The sequence below is a fragment of the Novacetimonas hansenii genome, assembly GCF_014843995.1.
Taxonomy (GTDB): domain Bacteria; phylum Pseudomonadota; class Alphaproteobacteria; order Acetobacterales; family Acetobacteraceae; genus Novacetimonas; species Novacetimonas hansenii.
In genome coordinates, this window is sequence record NZ_CP062147.1 from 3,475,704 (window position 1) to 3,497,832 (window position 22,129).

The 22,129-nt window shown below is 62.1% G+C and carries 24 protein-coding genes and 1 other RNA gene; 10 read left to right on the top strand and 15 right to left on the bottom strand.

Translation table 11 applies throughout. The annotated features are described in order from the left end of the window. Positions 1-105 precede the first annotated feature (105 nt). Both IFJ82_RS15300 and IFJ82_RS15305 read right to left on the bottom strand, forming a co-directional pair. Positions 106-783 (bottom strand): SGNH/GDSL hydrolase family protein, encoded by a 678-nt coding sequence (locus IFJ82_RS15300; protein ID WP_075625236.1) that lies wholly within the window; start codon positions 781-783, stop codon positions 106-108. Between the two features lie 42 nt (positions 784-825). Further along, the gene (locus tag IFJ82_RS15305; RefSeq protein WP_408901717.1) at positions 826-2,025 is read right to left on the bottom strand and encodes an OpgC family protein; all 1,200 of its coding nucleotides are present in this window, start codon (positions 2,023-2,025) and stop codon (positions 826-828) included. A gap of 289 nt (positions 2,026-2,314) precedes the next feature. On the opposite strand from IFJ82_RS15305, the gene IFJ82_RS15310 reads away from it, so the two are divergent. Continuing rightward, entirely contained in the window at positions 2,315-3,442 is a 1,128-nt protein-coding gene (locus IFJ82_RS15310) for an Mrp/NBP35 family ATP-binding protein (RefSeq protein WP_003617263.1), read from the top strand. Beyond that, positions 3,439-3,759, top strand: a complete 321-nt coding sequence (locus IFJ82_RS15315; protein ID WP_192265114.1) for a hypothetical protein — start codon at positions 3,439-3,441, stop codon at positions 3,757-3,759. Before IFJ82_RS15310 ends, IFJ82_RS15315 begins: the two co-directional genes overlap by 4 nt. 13 nt (positions 3,760-3,772) lie before the next feature. On the opposite strand, the gene IFJ82_RS15320 is transcribed toward IFJ82_RS15315, so the two are convergent. The 5 genes from IFJ82_RS15320 to queA are packed head-to-tail and all read right to left on the bottom strand — an operon-like array spanning position 3,773 to position 8,226. Beyond that, entirely contained in the window at positions 3,773-4,600 is an 828-nt protein-coding gene (locus IFJ82_RS15320; RefSeq protein WP_062808496.1) for a TerB family tellurite resistance protein, read from the bottom strand. Between the two features lie 27 nt (positions 4,601-4,627). Beyond that, positions 4,628-4,903 carry a ribbon-helix-helix domain-containing protein gene (locus IFJ82_RS15325; RefSeq protein ID WP_003617259.1) on the bottom strand — a complete coding sequence of 92 codons (276 nt, stop codon included), beginning with the start codon at positions 4,901-4,903 and terminating at the stop codon, positions 4,628-4,630. A 5-nt stretch (positions 4,904-4,908) separates the two neighbouring features. After that, on the bottom strand, positions 4,909-6,009 hold the full coding sequence (gene queG, locus IFJ82_RS15330) for a tRNA epoxyqueuosine(34) reductase QueG (RefSeq protein ID WP_192265116.1): 1,101 nt from the start codon (positions 6,007-6,009) through the stop codon (positions 4,909-4,911). 1 nt (position 6,010) lies between these two features. Beyond that, on the bottom strand, positions 6,011-7,171 hold the full coding sequence (gene tgt, locus IFJ82_RS15335; protein ID WP_192265117.1) for a tRNA guanosine(34) transglycosylase Tgt: 1,161 nt from the start codon (positions 7,169-7,171) through the stop codon (positions 6,011-6,013). Beyond that, on the bottom strand, positions 7,168-8,226 hold the full coding sequence (gene queA, locus IFJ82_RS15340) for a tRNA preQ1(34) S-adenosylmethionine ribosyltransferase-isomerase QueA (protein WP_192265125.1): 1,059 nt from the start codon (positions 8,224-8,226) through the stop codon (positions 7,168-7,170). Before queA ends, tgt begins: the two co-directional genes overlap by 4 nt. Positions 8,227-8,468: 242 nt before the next feature. Here queA and IFJ82_RS15345 point away from each other — a divergent pair, with 242 nt between their 5' ends. Both IFJ82_RS15345 and IFJ82_RS15350 read left to right on the top strand, forming a co-directional pair. Continuing rightward, positions 8,469-8,690, top strand: coding sequence for a hypothetical protein (locus IFJ82_RS15345; RefSeq protein WP_003617252.1), 222 nt, complete (start codon positions 8,469-8,471; stop codon positions 8,688-8,690). Positions 8,691-8,812: 122 nt separating this feature from the next. Beyond that, the gene (locus IFJ82_RS15350; protein ID WP_192265133.1) at positions 8,813-9,301 is read left to right on the top strand and encodes a kinase inhibitor; all 489 of its coding nucleotides are present in this window, start codon (positions 8,813-8,815) and stop codon (positions 9,299-9,301) included. Between the two features lie 511 nt (positions 9,302-9,812). Here the strand turns inward: IFJ82_RS15350 and IFJ82_RS15355 are convergent. The 4 genes from IFJ82_RS15355 to ssrA all read right to left on the bottom strand — a co-directional run bounded on the left by IFJ82_RS15355 (position 9,813) and on the right by ssrA (position 13,270). Beyond that, entirely contained in the window at positions 9,813-10,205 is a 393-nt protein-coding gene (locus tag IFJ82_RS15355; protein ID WP_003617248.1) for a VOC family protein, read from the bottom strand. Between the two features lie 51 nt (positions 10,206-10,256). Further along, entirely contained in the window at positions 10,257-11,927 is a 1,671-nt protein-coding gene (locus tag IFJ82_RS15360; protein WP_192265135.1) for a fumarate hydratase, read from the bottom strand. Positions 11,928-12,030: 103 nt separating this feature from the next. Further along, positions 12,031-12,636 carry an SspB family protein gene (locus IFJ82_RS15365; RefSeq protein WP_192265136.1) on the bottom strand — a complete coding sequence of 202 codons (606 nt, stop codon included), beginning with the start codon at positions 12,634-12,636 and terminating at the stop codon, positions 12,031-12,033. Between the two features lie 288 nt (positions 12,637-12,924). Beyond that, positions 12,925-13,270: a transfer-messenger RNA gene (ssrA, locus tag IFJ82_RS15370) on the bottom strand. Positions 13,271-13,349: 79 nt separating this feature from the next. Between ssrA and thyX the strand changes: the two genes are divergently transcribed. From thyX to IFJ82_RS15385, 3 genes are all read left to right on the top strand, one after another. Continuing rightward, positions 13,350-14,303, top strand: coding sequence for an FAD-dependent thymidylate synthase (gene thyX / locus IFJ82_RS15375; protein WP_192265138.1), 954 nt, complete (start codon positions 13,350-13,352; stop codon positions 14,301-14,303). Positions 14,304-14,690: 387 nt separating this feature from the next. Continuing rightward, positions 14,691-15,509: an MlaA family lipoprotein gene (locus IFJ82_RS15380; protein ID WP_003617235.1), complete on the top strand. Its 819-nt coding sequence runs from the start codon at positions 14,691-14,693 to the stop codon at positions 15,507-15,509. Positions 15,510-15,533: 24 nt separating this feature from the next. Continuing rightward, positions 15,534-16,151, top strand: coding sequence for an MlaC/ttg2D family ABC transporter substrate-binding protein (locus IFJ82_RS15385; protein ID WP_192265140.1), 618 nt, complete (start codon positions 15,534-15,536; stop codon positions 16,149-16,151). Positions 16,152-16,400: 249 nt separating this feature from the next. On the opposite strand, the gene IFJ82_RS15390 is transcribed toward IFJ82_RS15385, so the two are convergent. Then, complete coding sequence (locus IFJ82_RS15390) at positions 16,401-16,928, bottom strand: GNAT family N-acetyltransferase (RefSeq protein ID WP_192265142.1); 528 nt, start codon at positions 16,926-16,928, stop codon at positions 16,401-16,403. Positions 16,929-17,300: 372 nt separating this feature from the next. Between IFJ82_RS15390 and IFJ82_RS15395 the strand changes: the two genes are divergently transcribed. The 3 genes from IFJ82_RS15395 to IFJ82_RS15405 are packed head-to-tail and all read left to right on the top strand — an operon-like array spanning position 17,301 to position 18,673. Continuing rightward, the gene (locus IFJ82_RS15395; RefSeq protein ID WP_003617230.1) at positions 17,301-17,753 is read left to right on the top strand and encodes a hypothetical protein; all 453 of its coding nucleotides are present in this window, start codon (positions 17,301-17,303) and stop codon (positions 17,751-17,753) included. A gap of 4 nt (positions 17,754-17,757) precedes the next feature. Continuing rightward, positions 17,758-17,928, top strand: coding sequence for a hypothetical protein (locus IFJ82_RS15400; protein WP_155734120.1), 171 nt, complete (start codon positions 17,758-17,760; stop codon positions 17,926-17,928). Beyond that, positions 17,918-18,673: an OmpH family outer membrane protein gene (locus tag IFJ82_RS15405; RefSeq protein ID WP_048859121.1), complete on the top strand. Its 756-nt coding sequence runs from the start codon at positions 17,918-17,920 to the stop codon at positions 18,671-18,673. Before IFJ82_RS15400 ends, IFJ82_RS15405 begins: the two co-directional genes overlap by 11 nt. A 300-nt stretch (positions 18,674-18,973) precedes the next feature. Here the strand turns inward: IFJ82_RS15405 and ybaK are convergent, their stop codons facing one another. From ybaK to purF, 3 genes are all read right to left on the bottom strand, one after another. Continuing rightward, positions 18,974-19,447, bottom strand: coding sequence for a Cys-tRNA(Pro) deacylase (gene ybaK, locus IFJ82_RS15410; RefSeq protein ID WP_192265150.1), 474 nt, complete (start codon positions 19,445-19,447; stop codon positions 18,974-18,976). A gap of 370 nt (positions 19,448-19,817) precedes the next feature. Beyond that, positions 19,818-20,582: an SDR family NAD(P)-dependent oxidoreductase gene (locus tag IFJ82_RS15415; protein WP_192265152.1), complete on the bottom strand. Its 765-nt coding sequence runs from the start codon at positions 20,580-20,582 to the stop codon at positions 19,818-19,820. Then, positions 20,582-22,057: an amidophosphoribosyltransferase gene (gene purF / locus IFJ82_RS15420; protein ID WP_062809753.1), complete on the bottom strand. Its 1,476-nt coding sequence runs from the start codon at positions 22,055-22,057 to the stop codon at positions 20,582-20,584. The genes IFJ82_RS15415 and purF overlap by 1 nt, the downstream gene beginning before the upstream one ends. Positions 22,058-22,129 lie beyond the last annotated feature (72 nt).

The window sequence follows — 22,129 nt, forward strand, 5'->3', positions numbered from 1 at the left end:
CACTGGATCTGGAAAAAGCGGAAACGTGATCGGGCATGTGGCTGGTTGCTTCCTGATCTGGACGGGGCCTGAGCGTTTACACCATTGCGGCGGACAGGGCGAATGTCACGCCCCGTTTCCCTGATAGCATGACGCGACACCTCCCGGCAGCCCCGTCAGTTCAATAAGCCACGCCGCCAGCGCCTCGCCCAGCAGGCGGTAGCCCCGGTCGTTCAGGTGCAGCCCGTCCGGCGACAGGTCCACCGGGTCCAGCCCCAGTTCCGCGCACCATGACTTCATCCGCACATATCGCGTGAACAGCGGGACATGATCCTGCGCCGCGACATGATGCACCGCGTCGTAAAACGCGCGAAACGCCGGACAGGTTTCAAGGAGCGGGCAATATTGCTGGTCCATCAGCACAACATCCGCCCCCGATGCCCGCATGGCGGCAAGATCATCGCGGGTGCGCGCGACAAAAGCCGCGACATCCCCACCCCTGAGCGGGTCATTACTGCCGGTCTGCCACACGATCAGGTCCGGCCGGTCCGCCAGCATGCCGCCCATGCGCGCATGCATCGCCTCTGCATCATCACCGCCCACACCGTGGCCGATGACCTTTACCCCGCCGGGTGCGAACGGGGCCAGCACGCCCTGCATGATGGCCGGCAGGGCGTGCGCTGGCGTGCTGGCCCCCACCCCCTCGATGGTGGAGGACCCAAACAGCGCGATACGCACACCCTTTCCATCATGCAGAAGGCGTGTCAGGCGGGGCAGTACGCCCGCCACAGTCGTATCCGTCATGATCGCTCCTCTGTTGTCTGTCATATCCATCCTGCACGACATTCACGCCCTGCGTGCGGCACGGGCCAGCGTACGCCTGCGGTCAAGTTCGCGCGTCATGCCCCACAACATTATGAAACCCACCACATTGATCGTGACCTGCATGCCCCAGCCAACGCCAAAGTTGGTAAAGACCAGACGCCCATACAGGTCGATGATGGTGCCAAGGGTGAACACCTCCAGCGAATGGCGACCGAACATCGCCATCAACTGTCCCGCCCGCCCCAGTGACAGGCGCGTCGCCAGCGTGGATGACTGCACAAGATAGAACAGGCACAGCACGTCCAGCAGCCGCAGCGGGGAGAGCACCATCTTGTCCGTCCATGGCGTGGCCATGGGGCGCATATCCGGCAGGCCCCAACCGGTCCAGGGGAACGATTCCACCGCCGAAAAGACAAGATACGCCCCACATGCCACCACCAGCGGCCGCGACAGCGGCAGGCTGCCGCCATGTCGTGCGGCCAGTATGGACGCGCACGCGCCAATTACGAACAGGAACTGCCACGCCAGCGGGTCGAAATACCACCCGTCAGGGTCCAGCCAGTTGGGGAAATTGAGGGACGGGTCGAAATTGACCACCGCCCATAATGCACCGCTTGCCACCAGGACGGGCCATGGCCCCACCCGCCGCAGCACCCAGCACAACGGCGCAAAGGCCAGCAGCAGCACGATATAAAGCGGCAGGATATTGAGATTGCCCGGCAATGCCTGCAACAGCATTACCCGCCACAGGGAATCCAGCCCATGGGCCAGTTCGGGTTCCAGGAAATCGACCGGCACGGGCCAGTAATGCCGCCAGACCCGGATGGTGACGATCGTCACCACCGCCATCAGGGTCTGAAAGACATAAAGCCGCCCGCACCGGCGCACGATGCGTTCGACCACAGCCTGCCATGGCTGCCGCGAAAATGCCCGGCCATAGGCCAGCCACGACGCATATCCCGCCAGCAGCACGAACACCTCCGCCGCATCGGCAAAACCGACATTGCGCATGGTAAAGCGGTTAAGGACATCCTGCGGGATATGGTCGATGCACATCATCAGCAACGCCACCCCCCGCAGTGCGTCCACGCGGTGATCGCGCACCCGCGGCACGCCCTGTCCCGCCGTGGCGGTACCATCACCGGATGCGGCGGCCGGCCCGGCGGTGCGGGACGCATCGCGGGGGGCGTCGCGCCCACCCGGCGGCGTGGTGGCGGCCATGTGGGGGCCACCTGCCTGCACGCATGATGTCATGACAACGTACTACTTCTTCCCTGCACTGCGTATTCCCCGCCGATGGGCATGCCCCGCCCGTATCCCGGACGGGACCGGATGACAGGGGACACGGAATTTCACACTTCCGATACGACAGGGATAAATACGCCACCAAGGCCAATTTATAACCACGGCCATTCGCATTTTGCACGGGCGCCGTCCCGCGCCCCCTTCCGTCATCAGGCCATGGCCCCTATATCCGGCCTTCACCAGTTTTTTTCAGCGCAGGGGCAGCATGGCACAGATAACGCAGTCGGCAATCGAACAGGTGCTGCGCGATGTGCGCGACCCACGCACGGGGGCATGCGCGCTGGACCTTGGCACGCTTGACGCCACAACCGTACGCGACGGGGTCGTGCATGTCGCCATCGCCACCGATCGCGACCGCGCCGAACACATACGCCCGATGATTGCCGATATCGAAGCAAGGCTGGCGCATGACATAGCCGGGGTAAAGGGCGCCTCCGTCATCCTGACGTCCCACCGTGCGCCCGCAGCCGCAACCCCATCCCCCCAGGGCGGCGGCCACCGTCCGCTCAACCTTGGTGCGAAGCCCGGCAGCGCACAGCCGACCGGACCGCTGCCCCCCAATGTGGGACTGGTGATCGCGGTGGCATCGGGCAAGGGGGGGGTGGGCAAATCGACCACGGCCGTCAACCTTGCCGTCGGGCTGGGGCTGGAGGGGCTGCGCGTGGGATTGCTCGACGCGGATGTGCATGGCCCGTCCCTGCCGCGCATGATGGGCATGGACAGCCAGCCCGAAGTGCGCGACGGCCGCCTGCAACCCCTGCATGGCCACGGCATCACCGCCATGTCGATCGGCATGCTGGTGGAGGAAACGAAGGCGATGATCTGGCGCGGTCCGATGGTCATGGGGGCGATCGGGCAACTGCTGTCGGATGTGGACTGGGGCGAACTCGACGTGCTGGTAGTGGACATGCCGCCGGGAACGGGGGATGCGCAATTGACGCTGGCGCAGAAAACGGCGCTGGCGGGGGCGGTCATCGTTTCCACGCCACAGGATATCGCGCTGCTGGACGCCCGGCGCGGTGTTGCGATGTTCGAGAAGATGCGTGTGCCCGTCCTGGGCATTGTGGAGAACATGTCCTATTTCTGCTGCCCCAACTGTAACCACCGCACCGAACTGTTCGGCCATGGCGGCGCACGGGCCGAAGCGGAAAAAACCGGCGTACCCTTCCTTGGCGAGATCCCGCTATTGGCCGATATCCGTGCCAGCGGCGACAACGGCGCGCCCATCGTCATCTCCGCCCCCGACAGCCCGGCGGGCAAGGCCTACCGCACCTTGGCGCATACGGTGGGCGGGGCGCTGCGCAGGTTGCTGGACAAGAAGCAGGCGAAGTGACGGCGCTGCTTTATCCTGAAGGAAAAGAACATGCACCCAGAGCGGGTGGCGGGTCAGGGGTTTTCATCAAAACAAGCGTTTTTCGGGGTTTTCCCAAAAAAAGAACGTCTTTGGACCAGCAGTGCGGGAAAACGGGCGCTGAGAGATTGTTTGAAAACACATCATTGATAGAAAACAGGAAAAGTTTTTGGATGCCGCCTTTCGAGCGAAAAAGGCGGCGTCTTCTGAAGCTTTTTAGAAAAAGCTTCACCAAAAACTTTTATAATTTCAATATGTTATCGAGCCTGACTTTTCAAACAGGCTCTGATCTTTCCTGAAGCTTCGTGGATATCAGATCTGGCGGTCGCGCTTGATCCGGTCCCATGCGGCGTTGATCTGCGCAATACGGGCCGCACCCCTTGCCATCTCGGCCTCATCGGCACCACGGGCCGACAGGATATCGGGATGATGTTCACGCACCAGACGCCGCCACGTCACGCGCACTTCCTCATTACTTGCGGTGCGTGACAGGCCCAGAACGGCATAGGCGTCAACCTCGCTCACGCTGGGGCGGGCACGGCCATCCTGCGCGCGTTCCCACGCGCCGGGGGACAGGCCGAACGCCTTATGCACACGGCGCAGGAATTCTTCCTCCTGCGCATTGATCTCCCCCGTGGGGCCGGCATCGGCGCGCGCGATGATGAACAGGGAAGCCAGCCCCTCCTCCAGCATTTCCGTGCGATTGGAAAATGCACGGCCCAGTTCACGGGCAAAATTCTCGTAATCGTCGGTGCGCTGCCGGGCCATGTCGAACAGGCGCCCGACTTCCTTCATGTTTTCGGCCGGGACGTTGAAACGCCGCTTGAACGCATCGATTTCCGCGCGGTTGACCGGCCCGTCGCACTTCGCAAGCTTGGCCGACAGGACAATGATGACCAGACCATACATCTGGTCGCGCTTGCCCATCGCCGCCGCAAGCTTGGCGGCGACAAAGGTGGCTGCACCATTGGGGTCGGCATTGGCGCGGCCACCCCATCGGTCGGTCCAGCCACCGGCCGGTGTTTCCAGCAACGAACCGTTATCGGCAGCATGCCCGAGCGCGGTTCCCACAAGGGCACCGACAGGACCGCCCACAGCGAATCCCGCGACACCGCCAAACAGTTTTCCCCATATCGCCATGGCCGCGAACCTAGCACGACGCGCGTGCTAACCCAACTGTTCTTCCCCGCCCTGCCCCCCTGCTGCCGGCAGGGCAGGCATCCATTCCAGCAGGGCCGCGACCCGCAATGCCGACGCCAGCGTGCGCATGGGATCACGCGTGGTATCGATGCGCGCGATCAGGATCGTAAGCCCGACCCCGCGTGCGCGCGCCATGCGTTCCAGCGCCCCCCAGAATTCAGGTTCCAGCGCGACACTGGTGCGATGGCCCGACAGCATCATGCTGCGCTTGTGCAACAGGGGCGACGGCGCGACGGGACGCATGCCCCTCATGACATCAGGCGCTCCACCGCCCAGCGCGCGGCATCCGCGACCACCGGGGCGGGGTCATCGCACAATCCCTGCGCCACATCGCACAGATCGGCGCGCGCGCTGTTGCCAATGGCGATCAGCACATTGCGCACGAACCGCGCACGGCCGATCCGTTTGATGGGGGAGCCGGAAAACAGCGTACGGAATCCCGCATCGTCCAGCGCCGCAAGGTCACGCAGCGCCGGCGCCACAAGGTCGGGCCGCGCCCGCAGCTTCATCTGTCGTGTGGTCTGCGCGAAACGGTTCCATGGACATACCGCCAGGCAGTCGTCACAGCCATAGATGTGATTGCCCATCAGCGGCCGCAATTCATGGGGAATGGGGTCGGGGTTTTCGATCGTCTGATAGGAAATGCACCGCCGCGCATCAATCTGCCCCGGCGCGGGAAAGGCGGATGTCGGGCATATGTCAAGGCAGCGGGTACATGTGCCGCACCCCCCGCCCGAAGGCGCGGAATGCGGCAGGTCCAGCGTGGTGTAGATCTCGCCCAGGAACAGCCAGCTTCCGTGCGTGCGCGAGACGAGGTTGGTATGCTTGCCCTGCCACCCCAGCCCCGCATTCGCGGCCAGCGGCTTTTCCATGACCGGGGCGGTATCAACGAACACCTTCACCCCCGGTGGCGATGCCTCGCCACCGGGTTGGCGGCGCCCCTGCGCCACGACGAACTGCGCCACCTGTTTGAGCATGCCCTTGACCACGTCATGATAATCGCGATGTCGGGCATAGACCGAGATATTCCCCGCCATGGGATTGCGTAATGTCGCCAGCGCATCGCCATCAGGCGCATAGGACAGGCCGAGCGAGATCACACTGCGCACGTCAGGCCACAGGGCGCGCGGGTCGCCACGCCACGCCATGCGCTGCGCCATCCAGTCCATCGCGCCATGACGGCCGGTCCGCACGAATTCATGCAATCGCGCACGGGCCGCGTCATCCAGCATGGCGGGCGCGAAACCCACCGCATCGAACCCGATCGCCACCGCGCGATCATGAATCCGGCGCGCAAGCCCCCCCGGCTCACCGGGGGGGCAGGCCACGGGTTGCGCACGCGCCGCCATATCAGGGTACGGGCGGAATGTCGGGGAAGGGCATCTCGTCGGGGGACCAGTCCTCCATCGCCCATTGCGCGCGCAGATGGGCGGCATGTTCGGGCAATGTATCCCCCACGATGGCCGCGCGAATGCCCCGCATCAGACGCTGGTAATAGGCCAGATTATGCCACGTCAGCAGCATGGGGCCGAGGATCTCATTCGCACGGAACAGGTGATGCAGGTAGGCGCGGCTGTGGCGTGAACAGGCAAGACAGTCACAATGCGCAGAGATCGGGCGGCTGTCGGCCGCATGGCGCGCATTGCGCAGGTTCAGCGTCCCACGTTCGGTATAGGCCCGCGCCGTGCGGCCCGCGCGCGTGGGCATGACACAGTCGAACATGTCCACCCCGCGTTCCACCGCGCCAAGCAGGTCGTCTGGCGTGCCCACCCCCATCAGGTAACGCGGCGCATCCTGCGGGATCAGCCCGACCGTGGCGTCAAGGGTGGAGAACATCAGCTCCTGCCCCTCCCCCACGGCAAGGCCACCTATGGCGTATCCCTCGAACCCGATATCCGTCAGGGCGCGCACGCTTTCGGCACGCAGTTCAGGTTCCGTCCCACCCTGAATGATTCCGTACTGGGCATAGCCGGGGCGCGCGACAAAGGCCGTGCGACAGCGTTCCGCCCACCGCATGGACATGCGCATGGACTGCGCGATCGTCTCGGGCGGGGCAGGCAGGGCGGGACATTCGTCGAAACACATGCTGATCGTTGCATCAAGCGCATGCTGGATATCGGTGGAACGTTCGGGCGTCAGGCGATGCTTTGACCCGTCAATGTGCGAACGGAATGTCACGCCATCGGCATCAAGCTTGCGCAGCGGGCCAAGCGACATGACCTGGAACCCGCCCGAATCCGTCAGGATTGGCCCGGGCCAGTCCATGAACCGGTGCAACCCGCCCAGTGCGCGCACACGCTCCGCCCCCGGACGCAGCATCAGGTGATAGGTATTGCCCAGAACGATCCCGGCGCCGGTGGAACGCACGGCGTCCATCGTCATCGCCTTGACCGTGCCGACCGTGCCGACCGGCATGAAGGTGGGGGTCGGCACCGTACCGTGCGCGGTTTCCAGATACCCGGCCCGGGCCTGACCAGAACAGGCCTGCGCCCGCCAGCGAAACGCGGTCATGCCGCACCCCCGTCATTACGATGCAACAGACACGCATCACCATAGGAATAGAACCGGTAGCCCGCGGCCATTGCATGCTCATAGGCCGCCCGCATCCGCGCCTGTCCGGCAAAGGCACTGACCAGCATGAACAATGTCGAACGCGGCAGGTGGAAATTCGTCAGCAGCATGTCCACCGCGCGGAAACGGTATCCCGGCCGGATGAAAATCGCCGTTTCGCCATGAAAGGGATGGACCACCCCATCCTCGTCCGTCGCACTTTCCAAAAGCCGCAGCGACGTGGTGCCGACGGCGATGACACGCCCACCCGCCGCACGCGCCGCGTTGATGCGGTGCGCGGCATGCGCGGTGATCGTGCCACGTTCGGCATGCATCCGGTGTTCGGAAATCTGTTCGCTGCGCATCGGCAGGAACGTCCCCGCCCCCACATGCAGCGTCAGTGTCTGGCGCAGCACACCCGCCGCCTCCAGCCCCGACAGCAGGGCAGGCGTGAAATGCAGCCCCGCCGTGGGGGCCGCAACCGCGCCACGATGCTGTGCGAAGATGGTGCTGTAATCCTTGCGGTCTTCTTCCGTCGGGCCATCGGGACGCGCGATATAGGGCGGCAGGGCAAGATGGCCTGTATCGTGGAGGAACTGGTCAAACGCCTCGCCCTCCACATCGAAACGCATGACGATACCGCCCGCGTCCTCGCACACCACGACCTCGGCCGTGACCGCGCTGGGCGCGAATGTCAGGATATCGCCGGGTTTCAGGCGACGCGAATTGCGCGCAAGCGCGTGCCACGTGCCATCAGGCAGGATACGGTCAAGCGTAATCCCGATACGTGCCGCCCCACGCATGGCCGCAAGCTGCGCCGGGATGACGGCGGTGTCATTGGCCACAAGGATGTCGCCCGCGCGCAGGCATCCGGGCAGGTCACACACATGGCGGTCGCAAAAGGCCCCCTGTGGCGGGACCTCCAGCATGCGCGCGCTGTCACGGGGCCGGGCCGGGTGATCGGCGATCAGCGCCACGGGCAGGTCGAAGTCGAAATCAGAAACGAGATCCGTCATGACCCTTCCTTTAGGGAATCAGCAGCCCCCTTGCCAGCACGAACACGCAGGCCGGCATGGATCGGCATGCCGCGCCATGGACGAAAGGCAGGCATGCGGCCCCTTGCACCGCTCACGGGTGGGGCAATGGTTGGACACATACCGGCAACGCAGTAAACACTATGGCCAGAAACACACATGGCCCGTGATTCGTATGTGGGACAGGTCCCGCATGCGATGCCTGAACACAAGGAACCCCACCCATGTCCTATGCCGCACTTGATGCCGCCCGCCTTGCCAAGGCCTGCAAGAACGCACTGATCACGCTTGAAGCCTCTGATGAGAAGTCCGAGGCCCACCAGCGCAAGACCCTGATGATCCAGCGCATGGGCGCGCTGGCGATGGCGGCCGCGGAATGCAAGCACGGCACGCCGGTCATCACCCTGACGTCGGAAGAATTCTGGCTGATCAGCCAGAACTGGTAACCTGCCCCGACGGGTGCGGCGGTCATGGGCATGACACCGCCGCCGCACCGCGGCAGCCTGCCCCATCACCCCATTCGCATGCCATAGCCCCCGATCGGGGACGCATGCAGGAAACCGGTATCATGACCTTTACACTGACCAGTCGCGCCTTCCACGAGGGCGACCGCCTGCCAGAGGCGCAGGTGTTCGATGGCATGGGCTATTGCGGCGGGAACATTTCCCCCCCGCTGGCATGGACCGACCCGCCGGAAGGCACCAAGAGCTTTGCCATCACAATGTTCGATCCCGATGCACCGACCGGGTCGGGATGGTGGCACTGGGTTGTCATCAACATTCCCGCCGACATCTCGTCACTTCCGGCGGGTGCGGGTTCGGGGGATGCCAACCTGCCGGAACATGCCGTGATGACGCGCACCGACTTTGGCGGGAATGTCTATGGCGGCGCCGCCCCCCCGGCAGGGCGTGAACATCATTATGTCTTCACGATCCATGCGCTGAACCTGCAACGCCTCGACCTGCCCACCGACGCCAGTGGCGCGATGGTCGGTTTTGTCGTGGGCCAGCACAGCCTGGGGTCCGCCACGCTGACAGCGGTATATAGCAAGAAATGAGCCCCTTCCCGTGCCTTCGGGCACGGGGATGCCAAAGGCAGCTTCAGCAACGCCAGCGACTGCTTTGAAACACCCCACTGACAGGGAATGGCCACAGGTTTGCGCGTGTTGGCCTTTTTCAAAAGGGCTGCATCCGTGACAAGGCTTTTTGACCAATCCTTGCCAACGGCCCGTCATGTTTCAGCAGAGGATTCGCCCTGGCATTCCAGACAGCCCCGTGCAGATGTTCTGGTCGCAATTATAGAGACTGTTTGAAACGTCAGGATCAATAACATCCTGAAATCATAAAGATTTTTGGTGAAGCTTTTTCTAAAAAGCTTCAGAAGACACCGCCTTTTTCGATCGAAAGGCGGCACCCAAAAAACTTTTCCTGTTTTTTATCAATGATTTGTTTTCAGACAATCTCTTATCAAAAACCCCAACAGGCACGGCAGTTCCGGATAATGCACGCGCCAGAAACCTCTGTTCCCCAGACACTTCGCCGCGCGCAGACCGTCTGCCGCAAAACGCCTCAGCCCTGATAGGAGGCGATCTCTATCAGGTTCCCATCGGGGTCTTCGCAATAAACCGAGGTCACAGGCCCCAACGCGCCAAGGCGCGCGACCGGTCCCTCCGTCACGCGTACACCGCACTGTTCCAGGTGTTCCACCACATCAGTACTGCTGACGGCCGTGATGAAGCACAGGTCGTTTGTCCCCGGCAGCGCGTCCTGCGCCGTGGTCCATCCCTGCGCCCCATGGGGACGCAGGTTGACCTTTTGCCCACCGAATTTCAGGGCCGTGCGGTTGTTGCGGCCATACTCTTCCCGTTCCATGCCCAGGACACGCTGATACCACGAGGACGAGATTTCCAGATCCCGGACAGTGATAACGAGATGGTCCAGTCGATCGACGGTAAAACGCATGGCGCGCAGCCTCCGGTTATCAAACCCGACAGGTCATGACGAACCGATTCCTCAGCCCGTCAGCCCATCGTAGAAATCATTACCCTTGTCATCGATAACGATAAAGGCCGGAAAATTCTCGACCTCGATCTTCCAGACCGCTTCCATGCCCAGTTCGGGATATTCCAGCACCTCGACCTTGCGGATGCAGTCCTGCGCCAGACGCGCCGCAGGCCCACCAACAGACCCGAGATAGAACCCGCCATATTCCTTGCACGCATCGCGCACGGCCTTGGACCGGTTGCCCTTTGCCAGCATCACATATGACCCGCCCGCCTTTTGCAACATGGCGACATAACTGTCCATGCGCCCCGCCGTGGTCGGCCCGAACGACCCGGTGGGCAGGCCCTCCGGCGTTTTGGCGGGACCGGCGTAATAAACGGGATGGTCCTTGAGGTACTGCGGCAGGCCCTCGCCCTTTTCCAGGCGTTCGCGGAACTTGGCATGCGCGATGTCACGCGCCACCACCATCGTCCCCGTCAGCGACAGGCGCGTGCGCACCGGATACTGCGACAGCTTCTTGCGGATTTCGTCCATCGGCTGGTTCAGGTCGATGGCGACTTCCTCCCCGCCCAGATGCGCGTCCGTTGTTTCAGGCAAGAAGCGTGCGGGGTCTGTCTCAAGCTGTTCCAGAAACACGCCATCGGCGGTAATGCGGGCCTTGACCTGCCGGTCGGCGGAACATGAAACACCGATTCCCACCGGAAGCGACGCCCCATGGCGCGGCAGGCGCACGACACGTACGTCATGGCAGAAATACTTGCCCCCGAACTGCGCACCAATGCCCAGCCGCTGGCTCAGCTTATGGATCTTCTGCTCCATATCGACATCGCGGAACGCATGACCAAGCGCGCTGCCTTCGGTCGGGAGGGTATCAAGCCACTTGGTGGACGCCAGCTTCACCGTCTCCAGCGTCTGTTCGGCGGACATGCCACCGATCACCACCGCAAGGTGATAGGGCGGGCAGGCGGAGGTGCCAAGCGCGCGGATCTTGCCATCAAGCCATGTGAGCAAATGTTCCTCGCTTGCCAGCAGGGCGCGGGTTTCCTGGAACAGGAATGACTTGTTGGCCGACCCGCCCCCCTTTGCGACGAACATCAGGTCCATCTGTTCCGCATGGTAATCACCCGGCGTGGCAGAGATATGGAACTGCACCGGCAGGTTGGTGCCGGTATTGACTTCCTGGAACATCGACAGCGGCGCCATCTGCGAATAGCGCAGGCTGGTGCGGGTATAGGTGTCGTACACCCCGTGGGAGAACGCCTCCTCCTCGTTACCATCGACCCAGACGCGCTGCCCCTTCTTGCCATAGATGATGGCCGTGCCGGTATCCTGACACATCGGCAGCACGCCACCAGCAGCGATGCAGGCGTTCTTGAGCAGGTCGAGAGCGACGAAACGGTCGTTATCCGATGCCTCAGGGTCCTTCAGGATCTTGGCAAGCTGCGCCAGATGCGCCGGGCGCAGCAGGTGGGCAACGTCATTGAAGGCGCGCGCGGCCAGTTCGCGCAACGCCTCGGGCCGGACATGCACGACCGTGCGCCCGCCAAGCACGGAGGTCGTGACCCCCTCGATCTCCAGCTTCTTCCACGGTGTATCGTCGTCATGAAGCGGGAATAGCGGCCCATAGACAAAGGGCTTGGCGGCCGGTTTTGCGGCCCTGGTGGGTGTAGTGGTGTTCAACGGACGGTCTCCTGCCTTTATGGATGCCCCCGGATTGCTTCCAGGTGACGGTTTTATGGCAAGGGCGCCCGGCCCCATCCGGGCGCCCGGATGAAAATGTGGCTCAGCCCGGTTCGGTACCCCGCTTGCGGAATGCGGCAAGGCTTACGACCTGTGGTGAGGACGGCTGCGTTTCCTCTGCCGATGTGGGGGTCGCGTCCTGCGCACCGGGGGCGTGCGCCTCCTGTTCGGGTTGCGGCGCGCGCGGTCCCTGTCCGAAGACATTATGGATCTCGGCCGAAGGGGCGGGCTGTGGCGGGTGTTCAGGCACGCGGAAGGACAGGGGCAGCTTGACCGACGGATCGGCAAAGGCGGAAATCGCCGCCACCGGAATCACCAGCGTCGCAGGCACCCCGCCAAAGGCAAGGCTGACGGAAATCGTGCCCGCCGCACGATCGACCTTCAACCCATGGAACTGGTGCTGCAGGACGATGGTGATTTCGTGCGGATACTGCGCGCGCACGCGTTCGGGCATTTCCACGCCGGGCCAGTCGGTGCGGAATGTCAGGTAGAAATGATGATCACCAGGCAGGCCCCCTTCCGTCACGACATATTCAAAGGCGCGCAGCATCACATCGCGATACGCGTCCTCGATCCAGTCGTCATAGGGCAGGAGGCTGTCGGGAATGCTGGTCTCGAAACCATTTTCCTCGTCGTGATCATCGGACATTCGGGCTTCTCCGTAACGGCGGCCCCGGATTCGCGGGCCGACCTTATCAGACATGCGGGTTCAGACCACGCCGTGCCACAGCACCAAGCTGTGCGTCAAACCCTGCCTCAAGACAAGGGAGCATGCGGCGCGATCACCTTCACGAAGCAGATAGGCGCACGAACGGGGCTGCAAGGCGGGTCAGGGCGACCACGCGGCCTGACAGGGCCATGGCAGGGACACCAGGGCGGCGCCGACCTGTGTGGACAGGGATAAAGTTAAGCAGGGGTATAATGAACAGCGGCAAAGTGAGGGGGCTTCTGTTGCCCGGTGCCCCCCCGAACCGCGCTTATCGCTTATGCAGCGACAGCGAGCACCTCAGTGTTATCATTGGCACTTGTATGTTTAGCCCGATAACGGCGGTACAATGCCGGGCAAAAGGCGGGTCTTTACCATGCGTGTCGAGCCTGTTTCGTTCCCATCTTTCGGATGCGAAGGCCCGATGGGCCGCCGATCACGAAAAAACTGGTGGAAACGCCGGGTACCGCCCCCGGGTCCACAACACTTATTCCACGCGCCGTTTATCGCCATAGCCAAGGGGCGAACCCCTCCTGCACCAACAGATATAGGGAGGATGGGACCCGGGCGCAAGATGATGCGGAGATGGGTGGAAAAAACAACGCCGGGCATGGTATGCGCGGCAACGCTCAAATCCCGAACACGAATGGTGGCCCATGTTTTCCAACGACCAGAAATCGGCAATCGAGGCGGCACGCGCCGCATGGACCCCGACCCGGCGCCTTGTCGTCCCGGCGCTTGAGGAGGCGATGTACGAACCCGTCAGCGTGCTGGACACGGGATTCGTCCGCCTGGTTGATTACATGGGCGGCGATGACGGCATCGTGCAGGGCGCGCGCGTGTCATATGGCAAGGGCACGAAAAGCACATCCGACGACCGGGGGCTGATCCGCTACCTGATGCGCAACCGCCATACCAGCCCGTTCGAACTTGCGGTCATCAAGCTGCATGTCCGCGCGCCGATTTTCGTCACACGGCAGTGGTTCCGCCACCGCACCGCAAGCATCAACGAATATTCCGCGCGCTATTCCGTGCTGGAGAAGGAATTCTACTTCCCCCGCCCCGAGGATATCGCCGTGCAGTCCGCAAGCAACAAGCAGGGACGCGGCACCACCCTGCCCCCCGAACAGGCGCAGCAGGTGCTTGACCTGCTGCGTGACGACGCGGCGCGGTGTTACGACCATTATCTCGACCTGCTTAACGAAGATGCTACGGGCGGCACCGTCGATCCCACCCGGCCGTCGATCGCGCGCGAACTGGCGCGGATGAACCTGCCGGTCAATATCATGACGCAGTTCTATTGGCAGATTAACCTGTGGAACCTGCTGCATTTCCTGCGCCTGCGCGCCGACAGCCACGCACAGTACGAAATCCGCGCCTATGCCGATGCCATCCTTGGCCTGGTGGAAAAATGGGTGCCCCTGACCTTCGGGGCCTTTCGCGACTATATGCGCGATGCAACCCTGCTGTCCGGCCCGGCATTGCGGGTGTTGCGCGCGGTCATGGCGGGCACACCGGTTGACCCGAAGGCAGAGGGCCTGTCACGGCGCGAGATCACGGAACTTGCCACCCTGTTCCCCGAAATCGCCCCACGCCTGAACGGGGGCTGAACGGGAACCGGACGGGCGGGCGGATTGCCGCCGGTGCCTCAATACCGCGTGACCATGCCCGCGCGCCCCTCGCATGGCAATATGGCCCGAGATGCGGGGAAGTCGGTCACGCGGTGCGGGCGCGGATGTGGATTCCCGGCCACACCCGTGGCGACAATCGCATGATAGGATGTCATTGCATGGCGGCACGAAAACCCGGTTTACTCCCATGTCGTCATTGCAATGCAGGCACAATATCCGTTCGATTCCCCGCTTGCGGATTGCACAACGGCCATCCCATGCTAGAGAGGGACGCAAGCGGGCATGGCCCATACAAGGTTTTATAAATACATAGCCTCCGGCGTTCTTCCGCCGGGACCTAGAAGACAGAGGGAAGCGGAAACGAGCATGCGCGCAGAGACAGGATCGAATTCTTCGTCGCCCCGCCCGTCCCCGCTTTCCTGTCGTCCGGCATTGCGTGTGGCTGGTGCGTTCCTGGGCCTGCTGGCCCTTGCCGGATGCGCGACGCCCCCCCCCAAGGACCCGGACGCATTGGCGGAATATAACGAAGCCAACGACCGGTATGAAAAGCTGAACCGCAAGGCTTTCGCCATTACCATGTGGGCGAACAAATACACGCTTCGCCCTGTTGCCAAGGCATATATCTGGGCCGTGCCGCGTCCGCTGCGCAATTCGTTCGGCAACCTGTACCAGACCATGAATGAACCGGTCGTGTTCTTTAACGACGTGGGCGCGGGCAAATCCCGTCGCGCGGGCGATGCCTTCGTGCGCTGGTGCATCAACATGACGGCAGGCCTTGGCGGGCTGATCGACGTTGCCGCCTATGCCGGGTACAAGCACCATGACAATGATGCGGGCCTGACGATGGCGACATGGGGGGTTCCGTCGGGACCCTACCTGTTCCTGCCGGCGCTGGGGCCATCTTCCTTCCGTGACGGCATCGGGTATGGCATTGATGTCGGGCTTGCGCCATGGAACTACGTGCCACGTGGCTATGGGCTGGTGACATTCAACTGGGCCTACAGCATCATGGGCACCATCAACGGCATGGCCACCAATGTCGATGCGCTCGATCAGGTCCTGAAGGATTCGCTTGATCCCTACGCCACGATCCGCAGCGCCTATCAGCAGCAGCGCAAGGCGCAGGCCGCGGCCATCAAGGCCGACCACCGGGCCACGGTGCCGGATTGGTACAGCAACAGATAAAAAAAACCATACAGGGACACAGCGATGCAGACATCTTTCACCCGTCGCCATGCACTGGGTCTTCTTACAATAGCCGGCACCCTGTCGGTAACAGCCCCCGTCCATGCCGTTGACAGCGGTGCGCAGGCCCGCACGTTTGTCCATGATTTTGGCAACAAGCTGGTGGCCATCGTCAATAACGACATTTCCCTGCCGCAGAAGAAACAGCAGATCGAACCCCTGCTGGAACAGAATGTCGATGTCGATGCAATCGGGCGTTACTGCATCGGGCGTTACTGGCGCATTGCCACACCGGAACAGCAGACCCATTACCTGCAACTGTTCCACCAGGTTCTTGTCAACGCCATCACGGACAAGATCGGCGATTATCGTGGCGTTTCCTTTACCGTAGGACCGGCCACGCCTTCAGGCGAAGATATTGCGGTGTCCACCGTCATCAACCGCCCCGGGCAACCGGCCGCCAATACGGAATGGGTCATCAGTTCCAGCAGCGGTGCGCCAAAGGTCGTGGATGTCGTGGGCGAAGGCGCCAGCCTGCGCCTGACGCAACGGCAGGATTACAGTTCCTACATCGCGCGCAATGGCGGCAATGTCGATGCCCTGCTGCATGCCCTGACCAAGCAGCTTGCCAACCATCACTGAATACGCGCAATCGCGCGCTGCGCTGGTGCGGGGTGGGACCATGTCCCGCCCCGTTCCTGTTTCAGGGCTGACATCTCAGGATCTTATGGAATCGGCAGGCCACGACCTGAAACCCGCCCCCGTTCCCGAAACATATCCCTGAATTCCAGAAAGCTTTGGCATAGGCCGTGTTCACAAGGCGGCATCAGGCGGACACGGCCCCTTCCTGAAACAATGCGGCACAGCCCCGTTGATGGCCCCCATATCGCGTCAGTGAATCGCCACGCCCGGCATAACGGCAGGGCGGCGGACACTGTGATACAGCAACATCTGCCGCCCGTCGGGCGTGGCATAATGCTGGCACAGGGCCATACCGCTGCCCCCGATGATCTGACGTCCCATGATGTCCCCATCAGGCACGTGGGCGATCACGCGCTCCACCCCCGCATCATGCGCAAAAGCCAGTGCGGCGCCCGCGGCCTCCCGCGTCAGGCCCCGGCCCGCGCGCGTGGGGCACAGGGCGAATTCGAATTCATAGACCCCTTCCTCCCCGCCGGGACGCACCCCCGCCATTCCGACAAAACGGCCCATTTCCCGCACGGCGAAAATACCCACGCCATTGCGGCCCCAGCTGAAGATGCTTGCGGCCACATCGGCCTCGCTCTGCCCACGGGAACGAATACCGCAGCAGCGTACCCCCACGGCACCGGCATTCGCCTTCAGGCGTGCCACGTCATCAATGTCCCGCCATGAAACAGGTTTGAGTTCCAGTCGTCCGGTGCGAATGCGACGTTCCATGTGTAACCTCACCTTTGCATGACGTACCCCGATGCACGCATCGGGGACGACCTGGATATCAGGGGCCGGGGAAGGATCGCCCCATACCGTATCAGCCGACCCGCATCAGCCCCATGTCATGTTATCTGCGATACAAGGCATTTGTCCTGTTTTTTATATCGGCTGCGTTTTTATATCGCCCCCGACATATTCCAGGCCCCCTGGGCCACATCGGGGAACGACGCCGTGACCCCGCAAAGCCTGCCGCAGAAGGGCCGGTCAGGCGGGCAGGACCATGGGGGGCACTGCATGGGTCATATGTGCGCAGCCCTTACGCCACGGCCATATTCCGTTTGACACCGCAAGGAATGATGGTCGATTTTATCACATATCATGACCGGCCCCATCATTTCTGACGATCCGCAGGCTACGGTTCATATGTTTCCCCTCAAGCGCATGCTTTCAATGCCTGAGGCGGCCGAACATATCGGAATCACCCCGTTTCGCCTGCGCTGCCTGCGTCTGGTGCGGACCGGTCCCCATGCCGCCGTAAAAAACGCCCGTGAAATCATGTTCCGAATCGAGGATCTGGATGCTTATGTCTCCTCGCTCTATGAACGTGTCAACATTTCCACCACCGAGCAGTTGCGTCACAGGAACGAGTGGCGCGGGCGTCTGTCCGGCATGCCCGAAACACAGCGTGGGCGGATGTATGACCCCTTCATGCAGGTCCTGACCCGCGACCAGTTGCTGGAGGCCGGGGCAAACCGTGGGTTCCGCATCGCCTTCATCGGCGGGCTGTTCGTGATCTTCCTGTCACATACACCATTGTTGTGGCGCCTGTGACACCATGGCGGGCATGCTGTGCCCCGCCACCGTCACGTCGGCCCCGCGCATGGCGCAACGACATGTTTTTTATAGGGGCTTTTTTATGGGGCCGGGGCTGTTAATTCGCCATATGATCCGCTACCCAAAGATATTCGATGGCGGAACAATCATGGATATGGATTATGACAGCTAAGCGCAATGCCGGGCTTGCCCCGACCCGTCAGCGGGCAGGGTTCGGACGCTGGGCCACGCTGGCGCTGGCACTGAGCGTGACGCCCGTCGCGGCGATGGCGCAGGGTGTGGCCCCCGGCGCGGAACAGGCCCAGCCCCAGCAGCCGCCGGTCCTGCCGATGCCTGCGGTGCCAGAATTCAAACCGCTGCCCGCTGGCGTGCGTCCCACGGCGCCCGTGATTGGTGTGTTCAACACCCAGATGATCATGGGACAGTCGGTTGCGGTGCAGAAAATCGAAAAGGAACTTGGCACCCGTCGCGAATCCCTCGTCAGTGACGTCCGGGCGGAGGAAACCCAGTTGCAGGGCATCCGTCAGGGTATCCTCAAGAGCGGGAAAGCCCCCACCCCCGCACAGCAGCAGGAACTGCAAAAGCGTGTCATGGATGACCGGACCAAGTTCGGTAATCGCAACCGTATCCTGGAAGAAGATGCGCAGGTCGGCCTGAACCAGGTACAGCGCGAAATCCAGCAGATCGTCTCCGCCATTGCGCGCGCACGCGGCATGACGATGGTGCTTCAGGCGGGTACTGCGGCGCTGCATGACAATACGCTCGATATCAGCAACGAGGTCGTGACCCACCTCAACACCACGCTGCCATCGGTCTATATCCCCGGCCCCAACGAAGACCCTGAGGAAATCGCAAAGTCCGGCAAATACCCCGTCGCACCGTTCCAGATGAATGACCAGGGCGGCGAACAGCAGTAAGAGATTGCTTGAAAACAAACCATTGATAAAAAAGAAAAGTTTTTGGGTGCCGCCTTTCGATCGAAAAAGGCAGCGTCTTCTGAAGCTTTTTGGAAAAAGCTTCACCAAAAACTTTTATGATTTCAGGATGGTATCAAGCCTGACGTTTTAAACAGTCTCTCCAAACATCCACTACCGGATCACAAGAACGGCCAGATGTCGCCCTTTTTCAAAATGGCGACATCTTTTCACAGCGTGTTTAAAAGCGTCACCAGCCCCCTTCATAAATGCCCCCACACCCGCTGTCCGGGCATGCGGCAGTTACGACAGCAGGTCGGCAGGGAATGCCCCACTGGCCTGAATTGCGTCTTCTGGTGACAGGCGCACCAGAAGACCACGCTTTCCCCCGTTGATGACCATATAGGGTTCGTCCTGCGCTTCTTGCGCAATGGCGGTCGGGGCCTGCTTCTTCTGCCCGAATGGACTGATGCCGCCCACCTTGAACCCGGTGGCGCGTTCGGCCGTGGGTGGCTTCATCATCTGGGCGGACTTGCCACCGAATGCTGCGGCAACCTTCTTCATGCTGATACTGCGTGCAACCGGCACGACCACGCAGGCACCACGGCCATCGACCTCCACCATCAAGGTCTTGAACACCCGTTCCGGCGGTTCCCCGATTGCCTGGGCTGCATGATTGCCGACCTGATCGGCACTGGAATCATATTCATACGGAATAACCGTATAGGCGACACCGGCCTCATCGAGGGCAGCCGTCGCGGGTGTGCTCTTGCTCATGTGGCGCAGTATAGGGCCAGATACGGCCAAATGCACAACCGTAATGCTTGCCCGTGACACTCCTCAGGACGCTGCCCTGTAACCCGCCAAGGAATATCCCCCCTTTGGGGCGCATGACCTCACAAAACCACAAGGCCACACCCTGCAATGCCTGCCCCCCGGACAGCCGCCTTGAATTTAAAAAATCAGGCGCGATTACATCCTGAAATTATAAAGGTTTTTGGTGAAGCTTTTTCCAAAAAGCTTCAGAAGACGTCGCCTTTTTGAAAAAAGGCGACACCCAAAAACTTTTCCTGTTTTTTACCAATGGTTTGTTTTCAAATAATCTCTAAAGAAATTTATGGCAGGGCCTGTCCCAAAAACCCAGGAATCAGCCCTGCTGCACAACAGGCATGGCGACAATACGCTGTCCGTGTCGCATTTCACCGGGCAGGCACAGGGGCACGATCTGCCGTACCACCTGTTCCGGGCGCGGCAGGGGGGCGGGATCACCACCGGGCATGGCCTGCCTGCGCATCCGTGTCGCAACAATTCCGGGATCGAACAGATTGACCCGCAGGCCGGACGTTGCCGGAATTTCACACGCCCATGTCCGCACCAGCGCATCCTGCGCCGCGCGTGACGCCGCCACCATACCCCAGAAGGGCGCGGGGACACAGGCATGCGCATCCGTCAGGAACACAGCACGCCCATGTGCCGCCCCTTCAAGCAGGGGGGCCGTCGTGCGGATCAGCCGCCATGCCGCCGTGGTGTTCAGGGCAAGGCAGTCCTGCCATGCCGCCACATCCATATGGGTCACAGGTGTCAGCACACCCAGCGTCGCAGCACAATGAACAAGGATATCAAGTCGCCCGAACCGGGCCATGACCGATGGGCCAAGCAGATCAAGCGCCGCGCCATCGGTAAGGTCCATCGGCAGCAGCGTGGCCCGCCGCGCCGTCCTGTCCCCCGCGTCACCATGGCGCGCGGCGATCAGGTCATCCGTGCGTTCCAGCCCGCCCACCGTCCGCGCCACAAGGATGCAGTGCGCACCGGCTTCGGCCAGGGCGCAGGCCATCGCGCGCCCGATCCCCCGGCTGGCGCCGGTTACAAGTGCGACCGACCCTTCAGGCAATCGGCGCACGAGGGGCGGCATCACGCCGGGACGTTGGGATGTTCAGCGTTGTAGTCCACCAGTTCGATGGGATAATCGCCGGTGAAACAGGCATCGCAATACCGGTTGCACGCCGCATCACGGTCCTTGTAACCCAGCGCACGATACAGCCCGTCAAAGGAAATGAACGCCAGCGAATCGACGCCGATCAGTTCAGCCATTTCCTGAAGGTTGTGCTGTGCGGCCAGCAGCTTGCTGCGTTCGGGCGTGTCGATACCATAAAAGCACGAATGCATTGTCGGCGGCGAGGAAATGCGCATATGCACTTCCTTTGCGCCTGCCGCGCGCACCATGTCCACGATCTTGCGCGAGGTGGTGCCACGCACGATCGAATCATCCACCAGGATCACCCGCTTGCCATCCAGTACCGGGCGATTGGTGGAATGTTTCAGCTTTACGCCAAGGTTGCGGATCTGGTCGGTGGGTTCGATGAACGTACGGCCCACATAATGGTTACGAATGATGCCCAGTTCAAAGGGAATGCCGCTGGCGACGGAATAGCCCATGGCCGACGGCACGCCGGAATCGGGCACCGGCACGATCACATCCGCTTCCACCGCGCTTTCGCGGGCCAGCTCGACGCCGATCTGCTTGCGCGTGTCATACACCGCCTTGCCATCCATGACGGAATCAGGACGTGCGAAATAGATATATTCGAAGACGCAGAAACGCGATTGCTTGGTGTTGAAGGGCCGGATGGAGCGAATGCCCTCATCATTGATGACGACAATCTCGCCCGGTTCCACATCACGCACGAACTCCGCGCCGACGATATCAAGTGCGCAGGTCTCGCTCGCCAGCACCCAGGTCGGGCCTTCGCCCTCCTCGCCAGGGATTTGCCCAAGGATCAGGGGACGCACACCCAGCGGGTCGCGCACACCCATCAGCGCGTCACGCGACAGCGCCACCAGCGAATACGCGCCCAGCACCTGCTTGAGCGCGTCGATCAGGCGATCTTCCACGCTGGCATACAGCGAAATGGCGATCAGGTGGATGAACACCTCGCTGTCGGTGGTGGACTGAAAGATGCAGCCACGGCGCACCAGCGCCTTGCGCAGGGTTTCGGCATTGGTGAGGTTGCCATTATGCGCCACGGCCAGGCCACCGAATTCAAAATCGGCGAACAGGGGCTGCACATTACGGATCAGGGTCGCACCCGTGGTGGCGTAACGGTTGTGGCCGACCGCGCTGTGCCCCGGCAGGGTTGCCATTACCTGCGCATCGCCAAAGACATCACCCACCAGGCCCAGGCCCTTGTGCGTGTGGAAACGTTCACCGTCATAGGACACGATGCCGGTGGCTTCCTGCCCACGATGTTGCAGCGCATGCAGGCCCAGCGCCGTCAGCGCCGACGCCCCCTTGGTGTTCCATACACCAAAGACGCCACATTCCTCATGCGGCTTGTCATCATCATGCCATTGGGCCGGAACGTCATCGTTCGGCGCGCATGCCTGCATGGGAGAACCGGACGAGGCGGAGAAGCGGATGCGGGACATGGATCAGCGATCTTTCCTTGGCGGACAGCGGCG